An 18553-nucleotide genomic window follows, 5' to 3' on the forward strand; every position below is an offset into this window, starting at 1 on the left:
GAGAAGATTATGAAAGACGTAGTCATTGTAGATTGTATCCGCACCCCTATGGGTCGTTCGAAAGGCGGTGCTTTTCGTAACGTGCGGGCTGAGGACTTATCAGCTGAGCTGATGAAAGGCCTGCTCGCGCGGAACCCGGATGTGGACGCAAACCAGATTGAAGACATTTACTGGGGCTGTGTGCAACAGACTCTGGAGCAGGGTTTCAACATCGCGCGTAACGCGTCGCTGGTAGCAGGGCTGCCTCACAGCATTCCTGGTGTTACTGTGAACCGTTTGTGTGGTTCTTCCATGCAAGCTATTCACGACGCCACTCGCGCTATTCAGACCGGTCATGGTGATATTTACCTGGCTGGTGGTGTTGAGCATATGGGTCATGTGCCTATGATGCATGGCGTGGATTTCCACCCAGGCATGAATAAATCAGTCGCTAAAGCGTCAGGTTCTATGGGCATGACCGCTGAGCTGTTAGGTAAAAAATTCGGTATCACCCGTGAGCAGCAGGATCAGTTTGGTGTGCGTTCTCACCAGCTGGCCCAGCAAGCTACTGAAAGCGGAGCCTTTGATAACGAGATTCTGGCCGTTAACGGTCATGATGCAGACGGCGCTTTAAAACGCTTTAAGCATGATGAAGTGATACGCCCTGAAACCTCGCTGGAAGGCCTGGCGCAGTTACGCCCGGTATTTGATCCGGCAAATGGTACTGTGACCGCAGGTACGTCCTCTGCCATCTCTGACGGTGCAGCAGCTACGCTGATCATGTCAGCTGACAAAGCCAAAGAGCTGGGCCTTAAACCAAGAGTTCGCATTCGCTCTATGGCTGTGGCTGGTTGCGATCCTTCTATCATGGGTTATGGTCCTGTTCCAGCGACTGAGAAAGCGCTGCAACGTGCGGGTCTGAGCATTAAAGATATTGAGCTGTTTGAGCTGAATGAAGCTTTTGCTGCGCAGGCCTTGTCGGTCATGAAAGGCCTGAATATCATGGACTCCATGGACGACCGTATTAACCTTAACGGGGGTGCAATTGCACTGGGTCATCCACTGGGTTGTTCCGGTGCGCGTATATCAACCACACTGATTAACCTGATGGAACGTAAAGATGTGACTTTAGGTTTAGCTACCATGTGTATTGGTTTAGGTCAGGGCATTGCGACTGTATACGAGCGTATTTAAAGCGCTGGTATTGATTAACCCCGCAATATAACGCAAAAGGCAGGCAGCGATTTTCGCTGACCTGCCTTTTATTTTTTTGTATGCTTAGACTTTCGCAACCCTTAAATATGGATGTGTGTATGTCACCTTTTTCCAATGCCACGCGCCAGCTTGATACTATCGGCCTGCGCTGCCCTGAACCAGTGATGCTGATTCGAGGCCAGATTCGGCAAATGGCCGAAGGCGACACCTTACTGGTACTTGCCGACGACCCCGCAACCACCCGCGACATACCAGCCTTCTGCCGGTTTATGGAGCATCAATTATTAAACGCTCAAACCGAAGAAGCGCCTTATCAATACCTGATACAAAAAGGCCTGTAAGGGCTAGAGTTTTAGTTCCCAAAATTCAGCAGCCCCCAATTGAGGATCAAGCTGATAAGGCTTAAAACCAAAGCGACGATACGCATGCCGGGCCCTGTCATTGCCGGTCAGCACCTCAAGCGTTACTTTACAGCAGTCTCTTTCACGCGCCTTCTCCGCTACTTGCTGCATTAAAGCCTGAGCTATTCCTTCGCCACGGTACTCTTTAAGCACTGCAACATCGTGGATATTACATAAGGGTTGGGCTGCAAAGGTGGAAAAACCTTCCACACAGTTTGCCAGCCCGACGGGTTTATCATCCAGATAAGCTATAAAGCTGTAGACCCCCGGCTGCGCCAGCATTTTCTCGATTAGCGTAGCCCGGGTTCGTTCGGGCAATGGCGAACCGCCGCCCATAGGATCACGAGAGTATGCATCCAGAAGCTCAATCAGGGCCCTGGCCTGCTCCGGATTTTTATAATCAACCATTTCTATTCGTAACATTTCCTGTAACTCCCCTGTAATCGTAAAGCGTGCCTTTAGGCAGTGAGCATTTTATTATGGCACTGGCTATGGCATGAAAACAACGAAAGGCCCGGGTTGAATCGGCCCGATTCTTCGCAAAACAGGCGAAAAGCTTTAACGGCAAGCCCTGAGCCCTGTAAAAGACGGGCAATATCAGGCTATAATCGGGTCATATTTGCCGCTGGCGAACTGAGCACGCAAACGAGTTGGGTACCTTATGGATAAATTTGACGTTAAAACTTTTCAGGGTTTAATTCTGGCCCTGCAGGATTACTGGGCGCAACAAGGCTGTGCCATTGTGCAGCCCCTTGATATGGAAGTGGGCGCGGGCACTTTTCACCCTCAGACGTTTCTGCGCTCCATCGGGCCAGAACCGGCAAATTTTGCTTATGTGCAGCCGTGTCGCCGCCCCACAGATGGTCGTTATGGCGAGAACCCTAACCGACTGCAACACTACTATCAGTTCCAGGTGCTGCTCAAGCCCTCGCCTTCGAATATTCAGGAGCTCTATCTGGACTCGCTGCGCATGCTTGGGTTTGACCCTTTGGTACATGATATACGTTTTGTTGAAGACAACTGGGAGTCGCCCACGCTAGGTGCCTGGGGTCTTGGCTGGGAAGTCTGGCTTAACGGCATGGAAGTCACTCAGTTCACTTATTTCCAGCAAGTCGGCGGCCTCGAATGCCGGCCCGTAGCCGGAGAAATCACTTATGGTCTTGAGCGCCTCGCTATGTACATTCAGGGCGTCGACAGCATTTATGATTTAGTCTGGACAGACGGGCCTCGTGGCAAAATTCTGTACGGCGATGTCTTTCATCAGAATGAAGTGGAACAATCCACCTATAACTTCGAATATGCCGACGTCGACGTGCTTTTTGCCCGCTTTGATGCCTGTGAAAAAGAATGCAATCTGCTGATAGAACACAATCTGCCCCTCCCAGCTTATGAGCAGGTAATGCGCGCATCTCATGCCTTTAATTTATTGGACGCCCGTCACGCGATTTCAGTCACTGAGCGGCAACGTTACATATTACGTGTACGCAGCATGGCCAAAGCCTGCGCAGAATCCTATTTTGCAGCTCGTGAAGCCCTTGGCTTTCCGCTGGCAGCCAGCGCCACAACTGACGAAACAGCATAAGGAAATCAGGGACTATGAATACGCACGATTTACTTATTGAACTTGGCACTGAAGAGTTGCCGCCTAAGTCATTATCCACCTTGAGCACCAGCTTCAGTGCCAGCATTGAAAGCCAGCTCAAAGAAAGTGAGTTAGCATTCACTTCGGTTAAGGGGCTTAACAGCCCGAGGCGGCTGGCCGTGATTGTTGAAAACCTTCAGGCAGAACAAAGCGATAAAGAAGTTGAAAAAAGAGGCCCCGCTGTACAGGTTGCTTTCGACGAGCAAGGCATGCCAACTAAAGCCGCACTTGGTTGGGCTCGCGGTAATGGCATCAGCATCGAAGAAGCTGGCCGGCTGAAAACAGATAAAGGCGAATGGTTACTACATAAGGCTCTGGAAAAAGGAAAGCCAGTGACCTCTTTGCTGCCAGAGATGATTGAAAAGGCTATTAAACAATTACCGATAGCCCGGCCCATGCGCTGGGGTAATAGCAATCATAGCTTTATCCGGCCCGTTCACCAGCTAACTATTCTTTATGCTGGCCAAGTGGTAGAAGGCAGTATCATGGGCATCTCGAGCAGTAATAAGGTGACCGGTCACCGATTCCACCATCCTGAACTCGTCGCTATAAAATCAGCCTCCAGCTACATTGAACAGATGGCAGAAGCCCACGTGTTGGTTGACTTTGAGCAACGAAAAGCGACTATCCGGGAGCAAATTGAGGAACTAGCCGAGCAGGAAGGTGCATCACCAATAATGGACGAGGACTTACTTGACGAAGTAACCGCTCTGGTAGAATGGCCAGTTGCTCATGTTGCCAGTTTTGACGACTCCTTTCTGCAGGTACCCAAAGAAGCCCTTATCTACACCATGAAGGATGATCAGCGTTATTTTCCATTGCAAACCGATAAAGGAGAACTGCTACCGCGCTTCATCTTTATCAGTAATATCGAAAGTAAAGATCCTGAGCAGGTTATTCAGGGCAATCAGAAAGTTGTACGGCCAAGGCTTGCTGATGCAGAGTTTTTCTTTACTACAGACCAGAAAAAGCCGCTGCACCAACGCGTCGAAAAACTGCATTCTATTCTTTTTCAGAAGCAACTTGGGACCTTAGGCGACAAAGCCGAACGCCTTTCCCTTCTTGCCGGCGCTATTGCGTCTGAATTAAACGATGACGTAAATGCAGCCACCCGGGCTGGTCTGTTGTCGAAAGCAGACCTGGTAACCGATATGGTCATGGAATTCCCCGAAGTTCAGGGCGTGATGGGCATGCACTATGCGCGCTTAAATGGGGAGTCTGAATTAGTTGCTGAAGCGATAGAAGCTCATTACCACCCTCGTTTTGCTGGCGATAGTCTGCCACAAAGTACAGTGGGTTGTGCTGTTGCGCTGGCCGACAAACTTGACACCCTGGCCGGAATTTTTGGTATAGGTCAAACCCCGAAAGGTGACCGCGACCCCTTCGCACTGCGACGTGCAGCAATAGGAATGCTCCGGATTCTGGTTGAGAAAAAACTGCCATTAGATCTCACCACCCTGGTAGAGAAAGCCATTCACGGTTACGGCGATAAAATCAAAGCAACTGATAACCTGGTAGAACAGATTGTAGATTTTCTATTAGGCCGCTTTCGTGCCTTATATCAGGAACAAGGCGTAGAAGTGGACGTGGTGCAAGCCGTGTTGGCACGCCGCCCAACGGTAGCTTACGATTTTGATAACAGAGTACAGGCCGTGAGTCGCTTCCGTCAGCGCGATGAAGCCATTGCCCTGGCTGCAGCCAATAAACGTGTTGGTAATATTTTAGCTAAAGCGGATAACATTGCCTCGCAGGTAGACCCAGAGTTACTGAAGGAGGACGCGGAGAAAGCTCTGTATAAGACGCTAAGCGACGTAACAAACGAAGTCCATGTAGCAACCGAGAATGGCGACTACGATAAAGCACTGGCCCTTCTGGCTGGCCTTCGTGCTGATGTCGATGAGTTCTTTGATAAGGTGATGGTAAACGATGACGATAAAGCCGTTCGCGAGAACCGACTTGCCTTGTTAAAGCAGCTACGCGAACAGTTTCTGAATATCGCTGACATCTCTTTACTTCAGTAAATTACTTGAGTAAACAGCAACAACAAAAAGGGTCTTTAAGACCCTTTTTGTATTCTTTCCAGCCAAAAGCGCCAGGTACCATAGTCATCTGTTGACCACAAAATCATTGCATGGTGTGAACGCGGCTGAACCGCATGAAACTCAACTTTGCCCGCTTCCAACTGACGTAATTTAGCAAACGGAGATACCGCGTCGTTTTTTGATCCCATAATCAGTACTGGAATATCTAACTCAGCGACATGCTGAACAACTGCCGTATCCTCTTTAGGTGTGCCCGCTTCATTTAATGCGTAGTTAGCACCCCGTTTTAAAGCTCCCTGCGTTACCCAATGAGCCGCCCGACTGTAAGCGCGCCCCGCATCCACAAAGGCATCTTCAAATGCCAGCATAGGTGCCAGTAGTAGTAAGCTTTGCACCTGGTCGTTTTTACGTGCCACATGCACCCCAGTAGTGCCACCCATAGACATACCAGCAAGATGCACAGGTCCCGGATTGTCCAGATTGTCTATTAAGTTGCTAATGAGTTCAGCATCCGGTTTGCCGCTAAAAGAAAATTCACCTTGTGAATCACCATGACCATAAAGGTCAACAAGAACTACATCAAAACCGGAAAACCGTATGCTTTCGGCAATAAAGAATAAAGACTTCTTATTAGTACGAAAGCCGTGCATCAAAATATAAGTGCCCTTCTTCGCCGGGACATCGCCATCCAGTAACAGGTTAACCTCATCCAGGCCACGCACGGTTTCCAGTTCGACACGATACTCCATGGCAATACGACGCGTTCGGTCCTGGGCCGTCTTTTCAGCCTGAGGCCAGGTTCTCATTTTAACTTCCATGGCTTCGGTAGCTATAGGCAGCCCAGCCTCTTCCCACTCTTTAACAACTGAAGCCCATTGAGCTCTACTTTGATTGTCGTAAGCAGCTGCAGACATAAAAGCCATACAGCCAGTCCGGGCATTGCTTAATTCCGGGCATATAAGATCATGATGGTAATTTAAATCAGTCCAACTTTGTTCTGGAATGACATCCAGATCTAACATTGGAGGGTCCAGAGCCTGGCGTCCGATGATACTGGCACAACCGCTTATCAAAATAACAAGAAGCAAAACTACGGATGCTTTTATCAGGCGTAAAGGTAATATCATTATTGTTATCACTCATTATCTGCAGTTAAGTAAGATATTAAGAATAAAGGAATTCTATAAGAAAGGTAAGCATTACCAGGTACAAATACCGGGTACAAAAAAGCGGGAACAGGCTTTAGGCCGGCTCCCGCTTTTTTCATTAAACAATCACGCTAGACGTCCAGGTTAGCCACCTTAAGTGCGTTGCTTTCAATAAAGGCGCGACGCGGTTCTACATGGTCTCCCATCAGGGTTGAGAACAACTGATCAGCACCAATCGCATCCTCAATGCGTACCTGAGTCATGCGACGGTTATCGGGATCCATAGTGGTTTCCCATAACTGGTCCGGATTCATCTCACCCAGACCTTTATAACGCTGAACATACAAGCCACGTTTAGACTCACTGATTAACCACTCCACGGCTTCCACAAAGTCATCAACATCCTGTACTTTGTCGCCACGCTGAACATAACCGCCATCTTCAATAAGGCCGTTAATTTCGCCACCAATCGCGGTCAACTTGTCGTAGTCACGCGAAACCAGGAACTCGTAATTAATCGGGAAGTCCGTATCTATGCCATGACGGCGCAGGCGAACTAACGGCAGAAAAACTCCACGCTCTTCGTCTTCATGTATCAATACATGATAGGTGGCAGAGTCTTTTTCCGTTTCCATCAAATCAGCTTCAAAGTCTGCAGCCCACTTTTCTACCACCGACTTATCTTTCACCAACTCAGGCGTTAACTTATTCGCATACACCATCCGGTTCAGCATATGTAACGGCAGGCGTCGACTCAATCGCTTAATGGTCTCTATGGCAAACTGGTAGTCATTCACCATTTTCTCCAGATGCACGCCGGTAATGCCCGGTGCGTCTGCGGTTACATGCAACGATGCTTTTTCCAGAGCCAAACTGCTTAAGTATTTGATCAGGCCTGGTTCGTCTTTAATGTAGGTTTCCTGTTTGCCTTTTTTTACTTTATAAAGTGGTGGTTGTGCAATATAGATATAGCCACGCTCGATAATTTCCGGCATTTGACGATAAAAGAACGTCAGTAACAAGGTACGGATGTGAGAACCATCGACGTCCGCATCGGTCATGATAATAATGCGGTGATAACGGGTTTTATCCGGATTGTATTCGTCCCGGCCAATACCACAACCCATGGCTGTAATCAGTGTAGCGACTTCTTGCGAGGACAGCATCTTATCGAAACGAGCTTTTTCCACGTTAAGAATTTTACCCTTAAGCGGCAAAATTGCCTGATTTTTACGATTACGCCCCTGTTTAGCAGAACCACCCGCCGAGTCGCCCTCCACAATGTAGAGTTCAGATAATGCCGGATCTTTTTCCTGACAATCCGCCAGCTTGCCTGGTAGGCCAGCCAAATCTAATGCGCCTTTACGGCGAGTCATATCGCGTGCTTTACGCGCCGCTTCACGGGCCCGGGCTGCATCAATAATTTTTTGTACGACCACCTTGGCATCTGTTGGATTCTCTAATAAGAAAGCAGACAGGTGTTCATTCATTGCCTGTTCGACAGCGCCTTTCACTTCCGAAGAAACCAGTTTTTCTTTAGTCTGGGAAGAAAATTTAGGATCAGGAACTTTGACGGAAATAACTGCGGTTAAACCTTCCCGAGCGTCATCGCCTGAAGCATTGGTTTTGGCTTTCTTACTATAACCTTCAGCATCCATATAGTTATTCAGAGTACGCGTTAAAGATGCGCGGAAACCGGCCATATGGGTTCCACCATCTTTTTGCGGAATCGTATTTGTGAAGCAGTAAATGTGTTCCTGAAACGAGTCATTCCACTGCAAGCCCACTTCCACCGATATACCGTCTTCACGTTCATGAGAAAACTGAAATACTTTAGGATGAATAGGAGTTTTCTTGTTATTCAGGTATTCCACAAAAGCCGCAATACCGCCATCGTACTTAAAGTGGTCTTTACGGTCACTGCCTTCGTCTATCAGGTGAATAGAAACCCCTGAATTCAGAAAAGAGAGCTCACGTACCCGCTTAGCCAGGATGTCATAATGGAATTCAGTATTGGTAAAGGTTTCATCACTAGGCCAGAAGCGAATTTCCGTACCGGTTTTATCAGTATCTTCCAAAGACTCGATCGGCGTGGCTGGTACTCCATGCTTATAGACCTGACGCCAGACTTTTCCGCCTCGCTGGATGGTTAGCTGCAATTTCTCAGATAACGCATTAACTACAGAAACGCCTACACCGTGCAAGCCCCCGGAAACTTTGTAGGAGTTATCGTCAAATTTACCACCGGCGTGCAATACGGTCATAATAACTTCGGCTGCGGAAACACCTTCTTCGTGCATTTCTACAGGAATACCTCGGCCGTCATCACTGACGGAAACCGAGCCATCCGCATGCATAGTTACATATATTTCATTACAGTGACCTGCGAGCGCTTCGTCGATAGAATTATCTACGACCTCAAAAACCATATGATGAAGGCCAGTGCCATCATCAGTGTCCCCAATATACATGCCAGGGCGCTTACGTACCGCGTCCAGGCCTTTCAGGACTTTAATACTCGACTGATCGTAGTTGTTCTCGGACATAATTTATATTCCCACTCGTGTCTTAAATTGTTCCATGTTCCACGTGGAACAATCGATTATCGGTATCGCTAAAGTGTGGCGTGATTTTTTTCTCATCTATAGCCGTTATAAAAACCTGGCTTCCACTATCTATTAACGCGTTACACAACTCTCTTTGATTAAATTCGTCCAACTCCGCGGGAAGGTCGTCCACTAAAAAGACGCAAGCCTGCCCCCGATGACTCTGATAGTCGCGACCCTGTACTAAACGAAGGGCCGAAACCAATAATTTCAACTGGCCTCTGGATAAACGCTCCCTGGCGTCCACACCGTCTGCCTTTATCTGCCACTCAGCTTTATGCGGACCCACTCCGGTAAAGAGCTGTTTTTTGTCCTGTTCTAATCGTTGCTGTAGTGCTTGCTGCAGACTGTGTTCTTCTCTTAACCAACCATGGTTAAGTTTAAATTTAAAATCATACTGCGGTAAAAATCTATGGCAATACTCGTTTAATAGCGCGTTCAAACCTTCCACATAAGACTGTCTGAATGCAGCGACTAACTCTCCAGATGCCGCCAGCTGTTCGTCCCAGTAAGCGCCACCCTGTTTTTCATACTGCCCCTGACGCAATAAGCTATTACGCTGCTTCAGCAAACGAACATAACCAGACCAGGCCGAATGAAAAGACTGTTCCACGTGGAACAATCCCCAATCCATAAACTGACGCCTAAGTTTTGGCCCACCCGTTATGAGTTCAACGCTTTCTGGGGTAATAAGCTGAACCGGCACCAATCGAGCCAAACTGGCAAACTTTGCTGCTTTATCCCCATCAACTTTTATCTGAGTATCACCATTTCGAAAACGACGGTAACCTATTTTATGCGTCTCAGGTTCATCGCTATCACTTTGCAGTTGAGCAAACAGCGTGAAAGCGTCCTGCTCATCCTTGACCAGCTGCCGTATTTGATGGGTTCTGAACGAACGACCAAAACCTAAACAATAAACAGCCTCCAGGAAACTGGTTTTGCCACTCCCATTGGGCCCACAAATAATATTCACTTGAGGTGCCATTTCGAGCTGAGCACCACTGAAATTTCTAAAATGCTCGATATTCAGGCGTTCAAACCGCATTCAACGTTTTCGCCTTAGAGGCGCATTGGCATGACAACATACAGTGCGGAATCATCCGCGGCGTCCTCAACCAGTGCACTACTATTTGCATCTATTAATGTAAATTTAACCGACTCGCCATGTATGGAATTCAAAACATCCAATACATAAGTCACGTTAAATCCGATTTCCAGCGCTTCGCCCTGGTACTCTACTTCAATACTCTCTTCTGCCTGTTCCTGCTCAGGGTTATTGGCCGTCAGCGCGACTTCGCCGTTGCTCACGTTCATACGTACGCCGCGAAACTTCTCATTAGACAGAATCGACGCACGAGCACAGGCACTGCGCAATAATTCTCGATCAGCGATAACCGTTTTATCGCCGCCCTGCGGCAATACCCGGCGATAATCAGGAAAACGGCCATCCAGTAATTTACTGGTAAAGCTCATGCCTTCATTCACGATACGAATATGGTTCTGGCCAATAGCAACCTGGATAAGGGTATCGTCCTGCTCAAGCAGGCGCATTAGTTCCGAGACACCTTTACGTGGCACTATCACCTGGCGTTGTGGCAAACCGCTCTGTTCAAGTTGAATGCCAGCCATAGCAAGCCGGTGCCCATCAGTTGCCACTGTGCGCAACTGATTGTCGTTAACCTCGAATAACATACCATTCAGGTAATAACGCACATCCTGATTAGCCATCGAAAAATGGGTGCGGTCCATCAAATGACGCAACTCTCCGCGACCAATCTCAAAACTGACTTCGGCTTCCCATTCGTCAATATCCGGGAATTCCGTGCTCGGCAGGCTACTCAGGGTAAACTTACTACGCCCTGAGCGAACTATCACTTTATCGCCACTGGCTTCGACTTTCACATCATTGCCTTCTGGCAAACTACGAACAATATCCAGTAATTTTTTAGCAGGCACTGTCACTTCACCGGCAACGGCGCCGTCCAAAGCCACCACGGACACAAGTTCGACCTCTAGGTCAGTGCCAGTTAAGCGCAACTCTTCTTCGCTGACCCGAATTAATACATTGGCTAAAATAGGTAAAGTATGGCGTCGTTCAACCGCACCACTTACAACCTGTAGCGGCTTTAATAACGCATCTCTTGTTATTGTGAAGTTCATTCGTTATTGCTCCCTTACTGTTATCCGCTACGCCGTATTACACCGACAGGGTACGGTTCAAGTTCCGGTGGTCTTCCTGAATTTCATGTTCAGATTCTATCAATTCTTTAATTTTACGACAGGCATGCAAAACGGTGGTGTGGTCGCGACCACCAAAAGCATCACCGATCTCCGGCAGACTGTGGCTGGTCAGTTCTTTTGCCAGCGCCATCGCCAGTTGCCTTGGCCTCGCAATTGAACGGCTACGACGCTTTGACGTTAAATCAGACACTTTAATATTGTAGTATTCCGCAACCGTGCGCTGAATATTATCGATAGTAACCAGCTTTTCCTGCGCTGCGATAAGGTCACGCAAAGCTTCTTTAACGAAATCTATAGTTATATCCCGGCCAGTCAGGCTCACGTTGACCGCCACCCGATTCAAAGCGCCTTCTAATTCACGTACATGCGACCGCAGACGTTTAGCTATAAAGAACGCGACCTCATGTGGTAAACGAATACCGCGTTCTTCGGCCTTGCGCTCCAAAATCGCTACTCGGGTTGGCAATTCAGGTGGCTCGATCGCTACAGTAAGGCCCCAGCCGAAACGCGACTTCAAACGGTCATCAACCCCTTCGATTTCTTTAGGATAAACATCGCTCGTTAATATAACCTGTTGATTTCCCTCAAGTAACCAATTGAACGTATGGAAAAATTCATCCTGAAAATGTTCTTTGCGGGCAAAAAACTGAACGTCATCAATAAGCAAGGCGTCTACTGAACGGTAACTTTCCTTAAAGGCATCGATTTTATTGTGCTTCATGGCGTACACCATATCCTGCACAAAACGTTCGGCACGCAGGTAATACACCTTGGCGCCAGGCTTGCGGGCTACAATACCGTTACCTACCGAATGCAATAAATGGGTTTTACCTAAACCGGTTCCGCCATAAATAAAAAGCGGGTTATAAGCGCCGCCTGGATTTTCTGCGACTTGCAGTGCAGCCGCTCGTGCCAGCTGGTTCGATTTACCCTCGACAAAGTTATCAAAAGTATAAGATTTGTGCAGATTGCTGCTTAACAGCGAAATAGGGCGATCCGATTCTTTAGTGCGGCCATTGTGCTTAGCCCGGGCTGGAGTACTGGAGTTATTGGCAGGCTTGCGCGCTCTGTTACCCGCAACAGGGTCTGCTGAAGAGACCCCACCGACCTTGAGCTCTACATTGGGTTGGCCATCACCCGCTTCCTCTCGCAGGAAACTAATGATTTGCTCAAGATACTTATCCTTCACCCAGTCCATTACGTAGGTATTCGGCGCATAGAGAAATAGCGTATTATTCTGCATCTCCACCTGCAAAGGGCGGATCCAGGTATTAAAGTGCTGCATGCTTAACTCGCTCTGTAAACGAGATGAACACTGCTGCCAAAGCGACTTACTCACGCTCCACTCCTGTATTCCTTATGCTTTATAAGACGGGTTCAGGCTCAGCTTTATAATAATAAAAACACCGCGCTGAGCGCATTCTACTTTTGCTTCCGATCAATCGCCCATTCTACGAAATTACAGCCTCACAAGCCAGCCATTTACCCACAATTTATAAAGTTATCCACAGCGATTGATGATCACTTTTTATTGACACAGATCCATTCTTTTTGTAGAATTCGGCCTCTATTTTTTAAGACTCTTTGACGTACGGACTATTGTTATGAAAAGAACATTTCAACCTAGCGTATTAAAACGCAAACGCTCTCACGGTTTCCGTGCTCGTATGGCTACCAAAAATGGTCGTCAGGTATTAGCACGTCGCCGCGCTAAAGGCCGTAAAGTACTGAGCGCTTAAGTTCAGTGCTTTATACTCAGGTCTCTGAGTGACTCGTAATACATATCCTCGGGAGTTACGTCTGCTAACTCCCGCTGATTTTCAATTGGTTTTTGATAATCCTCCAGTTAAAGCTGTTACCGCTCAGGTGACCGTGCTTGCACAACCGAACACTCTCCCACACCCACGTCTTGGCATTACTGTCAGTAAAAAGCGTGCGCGTCTGGCAGTGCAACGCAACCGTATAAAAAGAATTATGCGTGAAACTTATCGGTTACAGCAGCACAAACTGCCAGGGTTTGATATTATCGTCATCGCAAAACCGGGCATCACCAATTTAGACAACCCGGCATTGCACGATCTGATGAACTATCTATGGCAAAAGTTAAGCAAGCGCTGCAAGCAATACCAATCGCGTTAATTCGCGGGTACCAGCTTATTATAAGCCCTCTTTTAGGGCCACGCTGCCGCTTTATGCCTACCTGTTCAGAATATGCTATCCAGGCAATTCGCCTGCACGGCGTGGTAAAAGGAAGCTGGTTAGCTCTTAAGCGCATCGGCAAATGTCATCCCGGTAACCCCGGCGGCTTTGACCCGGTGCCTGGCTCGCAACTTGAAGCGGAAACGCAAGATAGGCAACAAGAGACGAAGTAATTATGGGTTCGCAACGTTCTATTTTAATTATTGCCCTGTTGGTAGTTAGTTTTTTCTTATACCAGCAATGGCTTATTCGAGATGCCTCCACCACACCTGGTGTAGATGGCAGCAGTGCACCTGAGCCGACCTATGTATTGCCTGAGGCCGCAGACGATAGCGCCGCTAGCAGCACAGTTCCAGGCCAGACCGCAACTGAGAGTTCAGGTGAAAGCTTACCGACCAGCCCTGATATTGACTCCGGAGAAATCATCCGGGTTCAGACGGATGTGCTGGACGTAGAAATTGATCTGCGTGGTGGTGATCTGGTCGACGCCAAACTGCTGAAGTTTGCCGAACGCCAGGGCGAAGCGGAACGCTTTAACATTATGCACCGCAAACCCGGGCACATTTATATAGCGCAAAGTGGCCTGATTGGCCGTGACGGTACCGACACCGGTGACTCACGCCCTGTCTTCACAGCCCCGCAAAGTGCTTTTAACATAGAGAATCAGGAAACCCTGAGTGTTCCATTGACCTATGTGCGCGATGATGGCACCGAAATTATCAAAACCTATACTTTTTCCCGTGGTGACTATGCGGTCAACGTGAGCTACGACATCCGTAATGCTACCGATGAAGTAAAACGTATGGCGCTATACGGTCAGTTAAAACAGAGCATGGTGAGTGATTCTGGCAGCATGTTTATGCCTACCTATAGAGGTGCGGCTTATTCAACCCAGGATACCCGTTACGACAAGTACAGCTTCAGCAATATCGAAAGCCGTAACCTGAACGAAAATACCATGGCCGGCTGGGTCGCCATGCTGGAACATTATTTTGTTACCGCCTGGGTGCCAAACCAACAGGAAAATAACCGCCTGTATACCAATGCCACACGGCATAACGAAGCCATGATAGGTTTTGTAGGTGAGACGGTTCAGGTACCAGCTCAGGGCGAAGCACGCATTGAGGCTAACCTGTTTCTGGGCCCTAAAGACCAGTCACGACTGGCTGAACTCGCCAACAACCTGGATTTAACTGTAGATTACGGCTTCATGTGGTGGCTGGCACAACCGATGTTTGCCCTCATGTCCTTCTTCTACAGCCTGGTGGCTAACTGGGGTGTGGTCATTATTATGATTACCCTGACCATGAAACTGCTGCTTTATCCACTTACCAAAGCACAGTACACCTCCATGGCGAAAATGCGCATGGTGGCTCCTAAGATGAAGGAGCTAAAAGAAAAGTATGGCGATGACCGACAGAAAATGTCGCAGGCCATGATGAAGATGTACAAGGAAGAAAAGGTAAATCCACTTGGCGGTTGTCTGCCTATGATTCTGCAACTTCCTATCTTCCTGACCCTTTACTGGGTACTACTGGAGTCTGCAGAATTCCGTCATGCTGATTTTGCCCTGTGGATCACCGACCTTTCCAGTCGTGACCCCTACTTCATACTGCCGTTATTAATGGGTGGCAGTATGTGGCTGATGCAACGTTTGCAGCCGACACCAATGACCGACCCTATGCAGAAGAAACTGATGCAGATGATGCCTATACTCTTCACTGTATTCTTCCTCTTCTTCCCGTCCGGTCTGGTACTGTACTGGTTAGTCAGCAACCTGGTGTCCATTGCTCAAATGTTATGGATTTACCGCCAGATTGAGCGAAAAGGCCTTAAAGGTAAAAAGGAAAGTACCTGATAAGCTTTTGATGTAGATAAGAAACCCGGCCCTGGCCGGGTTTTTTATGTGCTATGCTAAATTCATATCTGAGGCGAGCACGGAACATCCAATGCAGACTCAGAGTCTGCTGGCTGAATTTAGCTTAGTGAGTCGGGAGTGCCGCAGTAGTTTTTACCGCATATCATTGAACGCAGAAGAGCAGGTGATTGAAGCCATCAAGGACCAGAACAAACTGGAATGGCAAGATGCGAAATGGACCCTGGCTGAACAACAGCAACTCCACATCATTTTTAGCCATATAACTAAACATTAATAAACCTGAGGAGCCACTATGCGTCGCTTTGCTCACACTTTTTACTTAGTTATCATCGCCGTACTGGCAACCTTATTGTATGTGGAACACAATAAGCAAAGCGATACGGCACAGGCCGAAGAAGTACAAGCCATGTTGAGCCACATCAATCACCAGGTTGCGGAATTGCAGACACAGGTAGAAAGTCTGCAGGATGCAGGCAACCAACAACCGCAAACCGGGTATCAGATACAATATCATTCAGAAGACACTAGTCTCCCAAACCAGAATCATCAGGTTAGTCCCATTGTCAGTAGCAGAGCCTTACCTGTAGACCTCAGCCACACTCAGCTACGCCGTCGCGTTGAAAACGAAAATGCAGATCCTGACTGGAGCTACCAGCAGGAAGATAACATCCGTGACCTTTTTATCGAGGATGAGCATTTACAGAGTCTGCAACTCAATGAGGTACGCTGTCGTAGCAGTCTCTGCGAATTACAGATTCAACAAACAGACCCTCAACAACCAGTCGACACCACTCGTTTGCATCAGCAACTGACTATTAATGCCGAATCCCTGTCCCACGAACGCGTGATTAGTTTTCGCCAGGATGATATCAGCTACCTTTATATCTTTCGCAACTAGCGGCCACTGGCATAGACGCCACCGACCAATTTACCGATAATAGATGCTTAGACAGATATCTTTAGTGTAAGGCGCGGTGGCGACATGAGCAGCATGCAAACCCAGGCAGACGAATTTTCCAATGACACCATAGTGGCCCAAGCAACACCTCCCGGCAAAGGTGGCGTTGGCATAGTGCGCGTCAGTGGTCCTCAGGCACGCCTGGTAGCGGAACGTTTACTCGGTCATTGCCCTAGACCCCGTTACGCAGACTACACACCTTTTAAAGACCAGCACGGGCAGGTTCTGGATCAGGGCATCGCGCTTTTCTTTGCCGGCCCCAACTCCTTTACCGGCGAAGATGTACTGGAATTACAGGGCCATGGTGGGCCTGTAGTCATAGATATGATTATCCGTGAAATACTGACCCTGCCTGACATTCGCCCGGCCCGGCCCGGCGAATTCAGCGAACGGGCTTTTATGAACGACAAGCTGGACTTAGCTCAGGCCGAAGCCATTGCTGACTTAATAGACACCACCAGCGAACAGGCTGCACGCATGGCTTTGCAAAGCCTGCAGGGCGAGTTTTCTTTTCGCATCGACTTACTGGTCGATGCCGTTATCCGCCTGCGCATGTATGTAGAAGCCGCTATCGATTTCCCCGATGAAGAAATCGACTTCTTAAGCGACGGCAAAGTCGCTGGCGATCTGGACGATATTATCAGCTCACTAATGGACGTTGAGAAGCAGGCCCGCCAGGGAAGTTTGCTGCGTGAAGGCATGCGAGTTGTCATTGCCGGGCGTCCGAATGCAGGTAAATCTAGTCTGCTCAATGCGTTGGCAGGCCGTGAATCAGCCATAGTTACCGAAATCGCTGGCACCACCCGTGATGTGCTGCGCGAACATATACAGATTGATGGCATGCCTTTGCATGTCATTGATACCGCAGGCCTGCGTGACAGCCCAGACACCGTTGAACAGATAGGTATAGAACGCGCCTGGAACGAAATCGCCCAGGCGGATCGTGTGCTCTTTATGGTCGACAGCACAGAAACCGAGGCCTTCCACCCTGACGATATCTGGCCTGAGTTTTTTAACCAGCTACCGGACCACATCCCCTACAGTGTGATTCGCAACAAAGCCGACTTAACCAATGAACCAGCAGAAATAGAACAACATAATGAAGTGCCTGTGCTGCACCTGTCCGCCAAGACAGGTTTAGGCATAGATCTGCTGCGCCAGCACCTGAAAAACGCCATGGGTTACAGTGATAACATGGAAGGTGGCTTCATGGCCCGGCGCCGTCACCTCACCGCTCTGGAAAATGCACGTAAGCACTTACTATCAGGAAAAGAGCAGCTAGAGATGAATGTCGCAGGTGAAATACTGGCCGAAGAACTGCGCTTAACGCAGCAGCACCTGAACGAAATCACCGGCGAATTCACCAGTGACGACCTGCTCGGAAAAATCTTCGGCTCTTTTTGTATCGGCAAATAAAACAGTTAGAATCGACATTAAAGCGGAAGAGCCTGGTGACCTGCGTGAGGAGCTATTTGTTTAACACTCACAGCCGCTTGCTCATAGGCTTTATTGCGCACGTCCCAAATTTCCACCGCATGTTGAATATTGAGCCAGAACTCTGGCGTGTTACCCAAAGCGATAGCTAGTTTAATCGCCATAGGGGCTGTCAGAACTCCTTTATCATGCACAATGCGGCTAAGCGTATTTCTATGAACGCCCATAGCATTCGCGAGCTCGCTGATCTCTATCTTCATTGGTTGCAAAAATTCAGTAATCAGCATTTCTCCAACCGTAACCGGACGACGTTTTGTATTTCTCATAACCTTCACCTCCATTAGCCCTTATACACATGCGGGTCTAAATATGTCTCAAGTGCGAATCCATCTTCCCAGCGAAAAATCAGACGATACTGCTTGTTCACCCGGATAGAACACCAACCAGACAGATTCCCCTGTAAAAATTCAAACCTATTACCAGGCGGAATCCTCAAATCGGCCCCCTGAGTTGCAGCGTCCAGTATCTGGAGCTTTCTGAAAAGCGCCCTTTCAATAGTACTAGGTATCTTTTTATGGCCGACATCTTCCTCATAGAAAGCCTCCAACCACGTATCCCTAAATTCTATTCCCATAGTTGACTGAATACTTTTTAACCATTATATGCACAACAACATTGTGCGTCAAGATCAGACGAAAATCAGATCCGGTTGACTCGCAGTAGTCACCTGCAGCCTTGCTACACGCCATATTTACGTTTCCCACAATAACTTTTAAATTAGCACCAAATATGTGACTATTTCAGGA

19 protein-coding genes are annotated in these 18553 nt (G+C 48.2%); 11 read left to right on the forward strand and 8 right to left on the reverse strand.

Going from position 1 to position 18553, the window contains the following annotated elements; all coding sequences use genetic code 11:
* The first annotated feature begins 9 nt into the window (after positions 1-9).
* Both fadA and tusA read left to right on the forward strand, forming a co-directional pair.
* Positions 10-1173: an acetyl-CoA C-acyltransferase FadA gene (fadA, locus tag CWE09_RS09805; protein ID WP_126803782.1), complete on the forward strand. Its 1164-nt coding sequence runs from the start codon at positions 10-12 to the stop codon at positions 1171-1173.
* Between the two features lie 119 nt (positions 1174-1292).
* The gene (gene tusA, locus CWE09_RS09810) at positions 1293-1535 is read left to right on the forward strand and encodes a sulfurtransferase TusA (protein ID WP_126803783.1); all 243 of its coding nucleotides are present in this window, start codon (positions 1293-1295) and stop codon (positions 1533-1535) included.
* Positions 1536-1538: 3 nt separating this feature from the next.
* Here tusA and CWE09_RS09815 read toward each other — a convergent pair whose 3' ends face one another.
* Positions 1539-2018, reverse strand: coding sequence for a GNAT family N-acetyltransferase (locus tag CWE09_RS09815; RefSeq protein ID WP_126803784.1), 480 nt, complete (start codon positions 2016-2018; stop codon positions 1539-1541).
* A 238-nt stretch (positions 2019-2256) separates the two neighbouring features.
* Here CWE09_RS09815 and glyQ point away from each other — a divergent pair, with 238 nt between their 5' ends.
* Both glyQ and glyS read left to right on the forward strand, forming a co-directional pair.
* Positions 2257-3177 carry a glycine--tRNA ligase subunit alpha gene (glyQ, locus tag CWE09_RS09820; protein ID WP_126803785.1) on the forward strand — a complete coding sequence of 307 codons (921 nt, stop codon included), beginning with the start codon at positions 2257-2259 and terminating at the stop codon, positions 3175-3177.
* A 14-nt stretch (positions 3178-3191) separates the two neighbouring features.
* Positions 3192-5258, forward strand: a complete 2067-nt coding sequence (gene glyS / locus CWE09_RS09825; RefSeq protein ID WP_126803786.1) for a glycine--tRNA ligase subunit beta — start codon at positions 3192-3194, stop codon at positions 5256-5258.
* A gap of 35 nt (positions 5259-5293) precedes the next feature.
* On the opposite strand, the gene CWE09_RS09830 is transcribed toward glyS, so the two are convergent.
* The 5 genes from CWE09_RS09830 to dnaA all read right to left on the reverse strand — a co-directional run bounded on the left by CWE09_RS09830 (position 5294) and on the right by dnaA (position 12616).
* Positions 5294-6418, reverse strand: a complete 1125-nt coding sequence (locus CWE09_RS09830; protein ID WP_198679700.1) for an alpha/beta hydrolase — start codon at positions 6416-6418, stop codon at positions 5294-5296.
* Positions 6419-6558: 140 nt separating this feature from the next.
* A complete protein-coding gene (gene gyrB / locus CWE09_RS09835) occupies positions 6559-8973 on the reverse strand; it encodes a DNA topoisomerase (ATP-hydrolyzing) subunit B (protein ID WP_126803788.1) in 2415 nt (804 codons plus the stop codon).
* Positions 8974-8995: 22 nt separating this feature from the next.
* Positions 8996-10081 (reverse strand): DNA replication/repair protein RecF, encoded by a 1086-nt coding sequence (recF, locus tag CWE09_RS09840; protein ID WP_126803789.1) that lies wholly within the window; start codon positions 10079-10081, stop codon positions 8996-8998.
* A gap of 14 nt (positions 10082-10095) precedes the next feature.
* Positions 10096-11196 (reverse strand): DNA polymerase III subunit beta, encoded by a 1101-nt coding sequence (gene dnaN, locus CWE09_RS09845; protein ID WP_126803790.1) that lies wholly within the window; start codon positions 11194-11196, stop codon positions 10096-10098.
* 37 nt (positions 11197-11233) lie between these two features.
* Positions 11234-12616: a chromosomal replication initiator protein DnaA gene (gene dnaA, locus CWE09_RS09850; RefSeq protein WP_126803791.1), complete on the reverse strand. Its 1383-nt coding sequence runs from the start codon at positions 12614-12616 to the stop codon at positions 11234-11236.
* 265 nt (positions 12617-12881) lie between these two features.
* On the opposite strand from dnaA, the gene rpmH reads away from it, so the two are divergent.
* The 7 genes from rpmH (at position 12882) to mnmE (ending at position 17729) form a co-directional block, all read left to right on the forward strand.
* Positions 12882-13016, forward strand: a complete 135-nt coding sequence (gene rpmH / locus CWE09_RS09855; RefSeq protein WP_082863315.1) for a 50S ribosomal protein L34 — start codon at positions 12882-12884, stop codon at positions 13014-13016.
* Positions 13017-13044: 28 nt separating this feature from the next.
* Entirely contained in the window at positions 13045-13416 is a 372-nt protein-coding gene (rnpA, locus tag CWE09_RS09860) for a ribonuclease P protein component (RefSeq protein WP_126803792.1), read from the forward strand.
* On the forward strand, positions 13371-13649 hold the full coding sequence (yidD, locus tag CWE09_RS09865) for a membrane protein insertion efficiency factor YidD (protein WP_126803793.1): 279 nt from the start codon (positions 13371-13373) through the stop codon (positions 13647-13649). The genes rnpA and yidD overlap by 46 nt, the downstream gene beginning before the upstream one ends.
* 2 nt (positions 13650-13651) lie before the next feature.
* A complete protein-coding gene (yidC, locus tag CWE09_RS09870) occupies positions 13652-15334 on the forward strand; it encodes a membrane protein insertase YidC (RefSeq protein ID WP_126803794.1) in 1683 nt (560 codons plus the stop codon).
* Between the two features lie 91 nt (positions 15335-15425).
* Positions 15426-15629, forward strand: coding sequence for a hypothetical protein (locus CWE09_RS09875; RefSeq protein ID WP_126803795.1), 204 nt, complete (start codon positions 15426-15428; stop codon positions 15627-15629).
* 18 nt (positions 15630-15647) lie between these two features.
* Positions 15648-16253, forward strand: coding sequence for a hypothetical protein (locus CWE09_RS09880; RefSeq protein ID WP_126803796.1), 606 nt, complete (start codon positions 15648-15650; stop codon positions 16251-16253).
* Between the two features lie 93 nt (positions 16254-16346).
* Positions 16347-17729, forward strand: a complete 1383-nt coding sequence (gene mnmE, locus CWE09_RS09885) for a tRNA uridine-5-carboxymethylaminomethyl(34) synthesis GTPase MnmE (protein WP_126803960.1) — start codon at positions 16347-16349, stop codon at positions 17727-17729.
* 17 nt (positions 17730-17746) lie between these two features.
* Here mnmE and CWE09_RS09890 read toward each other — a convergent pair whose 3' ends face one another.
* The gene (locus CWE09_RS09890) at positions 17747-18073 is read right to left on the reverse strand and encodes a HigA family addiction module antitoxin (protein ID WP_126803797.1); all 327 of its coding nucleotides are present in this window, start codon (positions 18071-18073) and stop codon (positions 17747-17749) included.
* A 14-nt stretch (positions 18074-18087) separates the two neighbouring features.
* Positions 18088-18381, reverse strand: a complete 294-nt coding sequence (locus CWE09_RS09895) for a type II toxin-antitoxin system RelE/ParE family toxin (protein ID WP_126803798.1) — start codon at positions 18379-18381, stop codon at positions 18088-18090.
* Between the last annotated feature and the right edge of the window lie 172 nt (positions 18382-18553).

The organism is Aliidiomarina minuta (assembly GCF_003987145.1).
GTDB lineage: Bacteria > Pseudomonadota > Gammaproteobacteria > Enterobacterales > Alteromonadaceae > Aliidiomarina > Aliidiomarina minuta.

Bases quoted from the DNA above. Each gene is read 5' to 3' on its own strand.
- fadA (WP_126803782.1), top strand. From the start codon at position 10: ATGAAAGACGTAGTCATTGTAGATTGTATCCGCACCCCTATGGGTCGT.
- tusA (WP_126803783.1), top strand. From the start codon at position 1,293: ATGTCACCTTTTTCCAATGCCACGCGCCAGCTTGATACTATCGGCCTG.
- CWE09_RS09815 (WP_126803784.1), bottom strand. From the start codon at position 2,018: ATGTTACGAATAGAAATGGTTGATTATAAAAATCCGGAGCAGGCCAGG.
- glyQ (WP_126803785.1), top strand. From the start codon at position 2,257: ATGGATAAATTTGACGTTAAAACTTTTCAGGGTTTAATTCTGGCCCTG.
- glyS (WP_126803786.1), top strand. From the start codon at position 3,192: ATGAATACGCACGATTTACTTATTGAACTTGGCACTGAAGAGTTGCCG.
- gyrB (WP_126803788.1), bottom strand. From the start codon at position 8,973: ATGTCCGAGAACAACTACGATCAGTCGAGTATTAAAGTCCTGAAAGGC.
- recF (WP_126803789.1), bottom strand. From the start codon at position 10,081: ATGCGGTTTGAACGCCTGAATATCGAGCATTTTAGAAATTTCAGTGGT.
- dnaN (WP_126803790.1), bottom strand. From the start codon at position 11,196: ATGAACTTCACAATAACAAGAGATGCGTTATTAAAGCCGCTACAGGTT.
- rpmH (WP_082863315.1), top strand. From the start codon at position 12,882: ATGAAAAGAACATTTCAACCTAGCGTATTAAAACGCAAACGCTCTCAC.
- yidD (WP_126803793.1), top strand. From the start codon at position 13,371: ATGGCAAAAGTTAAGCAAGCGCTGCAAGCAATACCAATCGCGTTAATT.
- yidC (WP_126803794.1), top strand. From the start codon at position 13,652: ATGGGTTCGCAACGTTCTATTTTAATTATTGCCCTGTTGGTAGTTAGT.
- CWE09_RS09875 (WP_126803795.1), top strand. From the start codon at position 15,426: ATGCAGACTCAGAGTCTGCTGGCTGAATTTAGCTTAGTGAGTCGGGAG.
- CWE09_RS09880 (WP_126803796.1), top strand. From the start codon at position 15,648: ATGCGTCGCTTTGCTCACACTTTTTACTTAGTTATCATCGCCGTACTG.
- mnmE (WP_126803960.1), top strand. From the start codon at position 16,347: ATGCAAACCCAGGCAGACGAATTTTCCAATGACACCATAGTGGCCCAA.
- CWE09_RS09890 (WP_126803797.1), bottom strand. From the start codon at position 18,073: ATGAGAAATACAAAACGTCGTCCGGTTACGGTTGGAGAAATGCTGATT.
- CWE09_RS09895 (WP_126803798.1), bottom strand. From the start codon at position 18,381: ATGGGAATAGAATTTAGGGATACGTGGTTGGAGGCTTTCTATGAGGAA.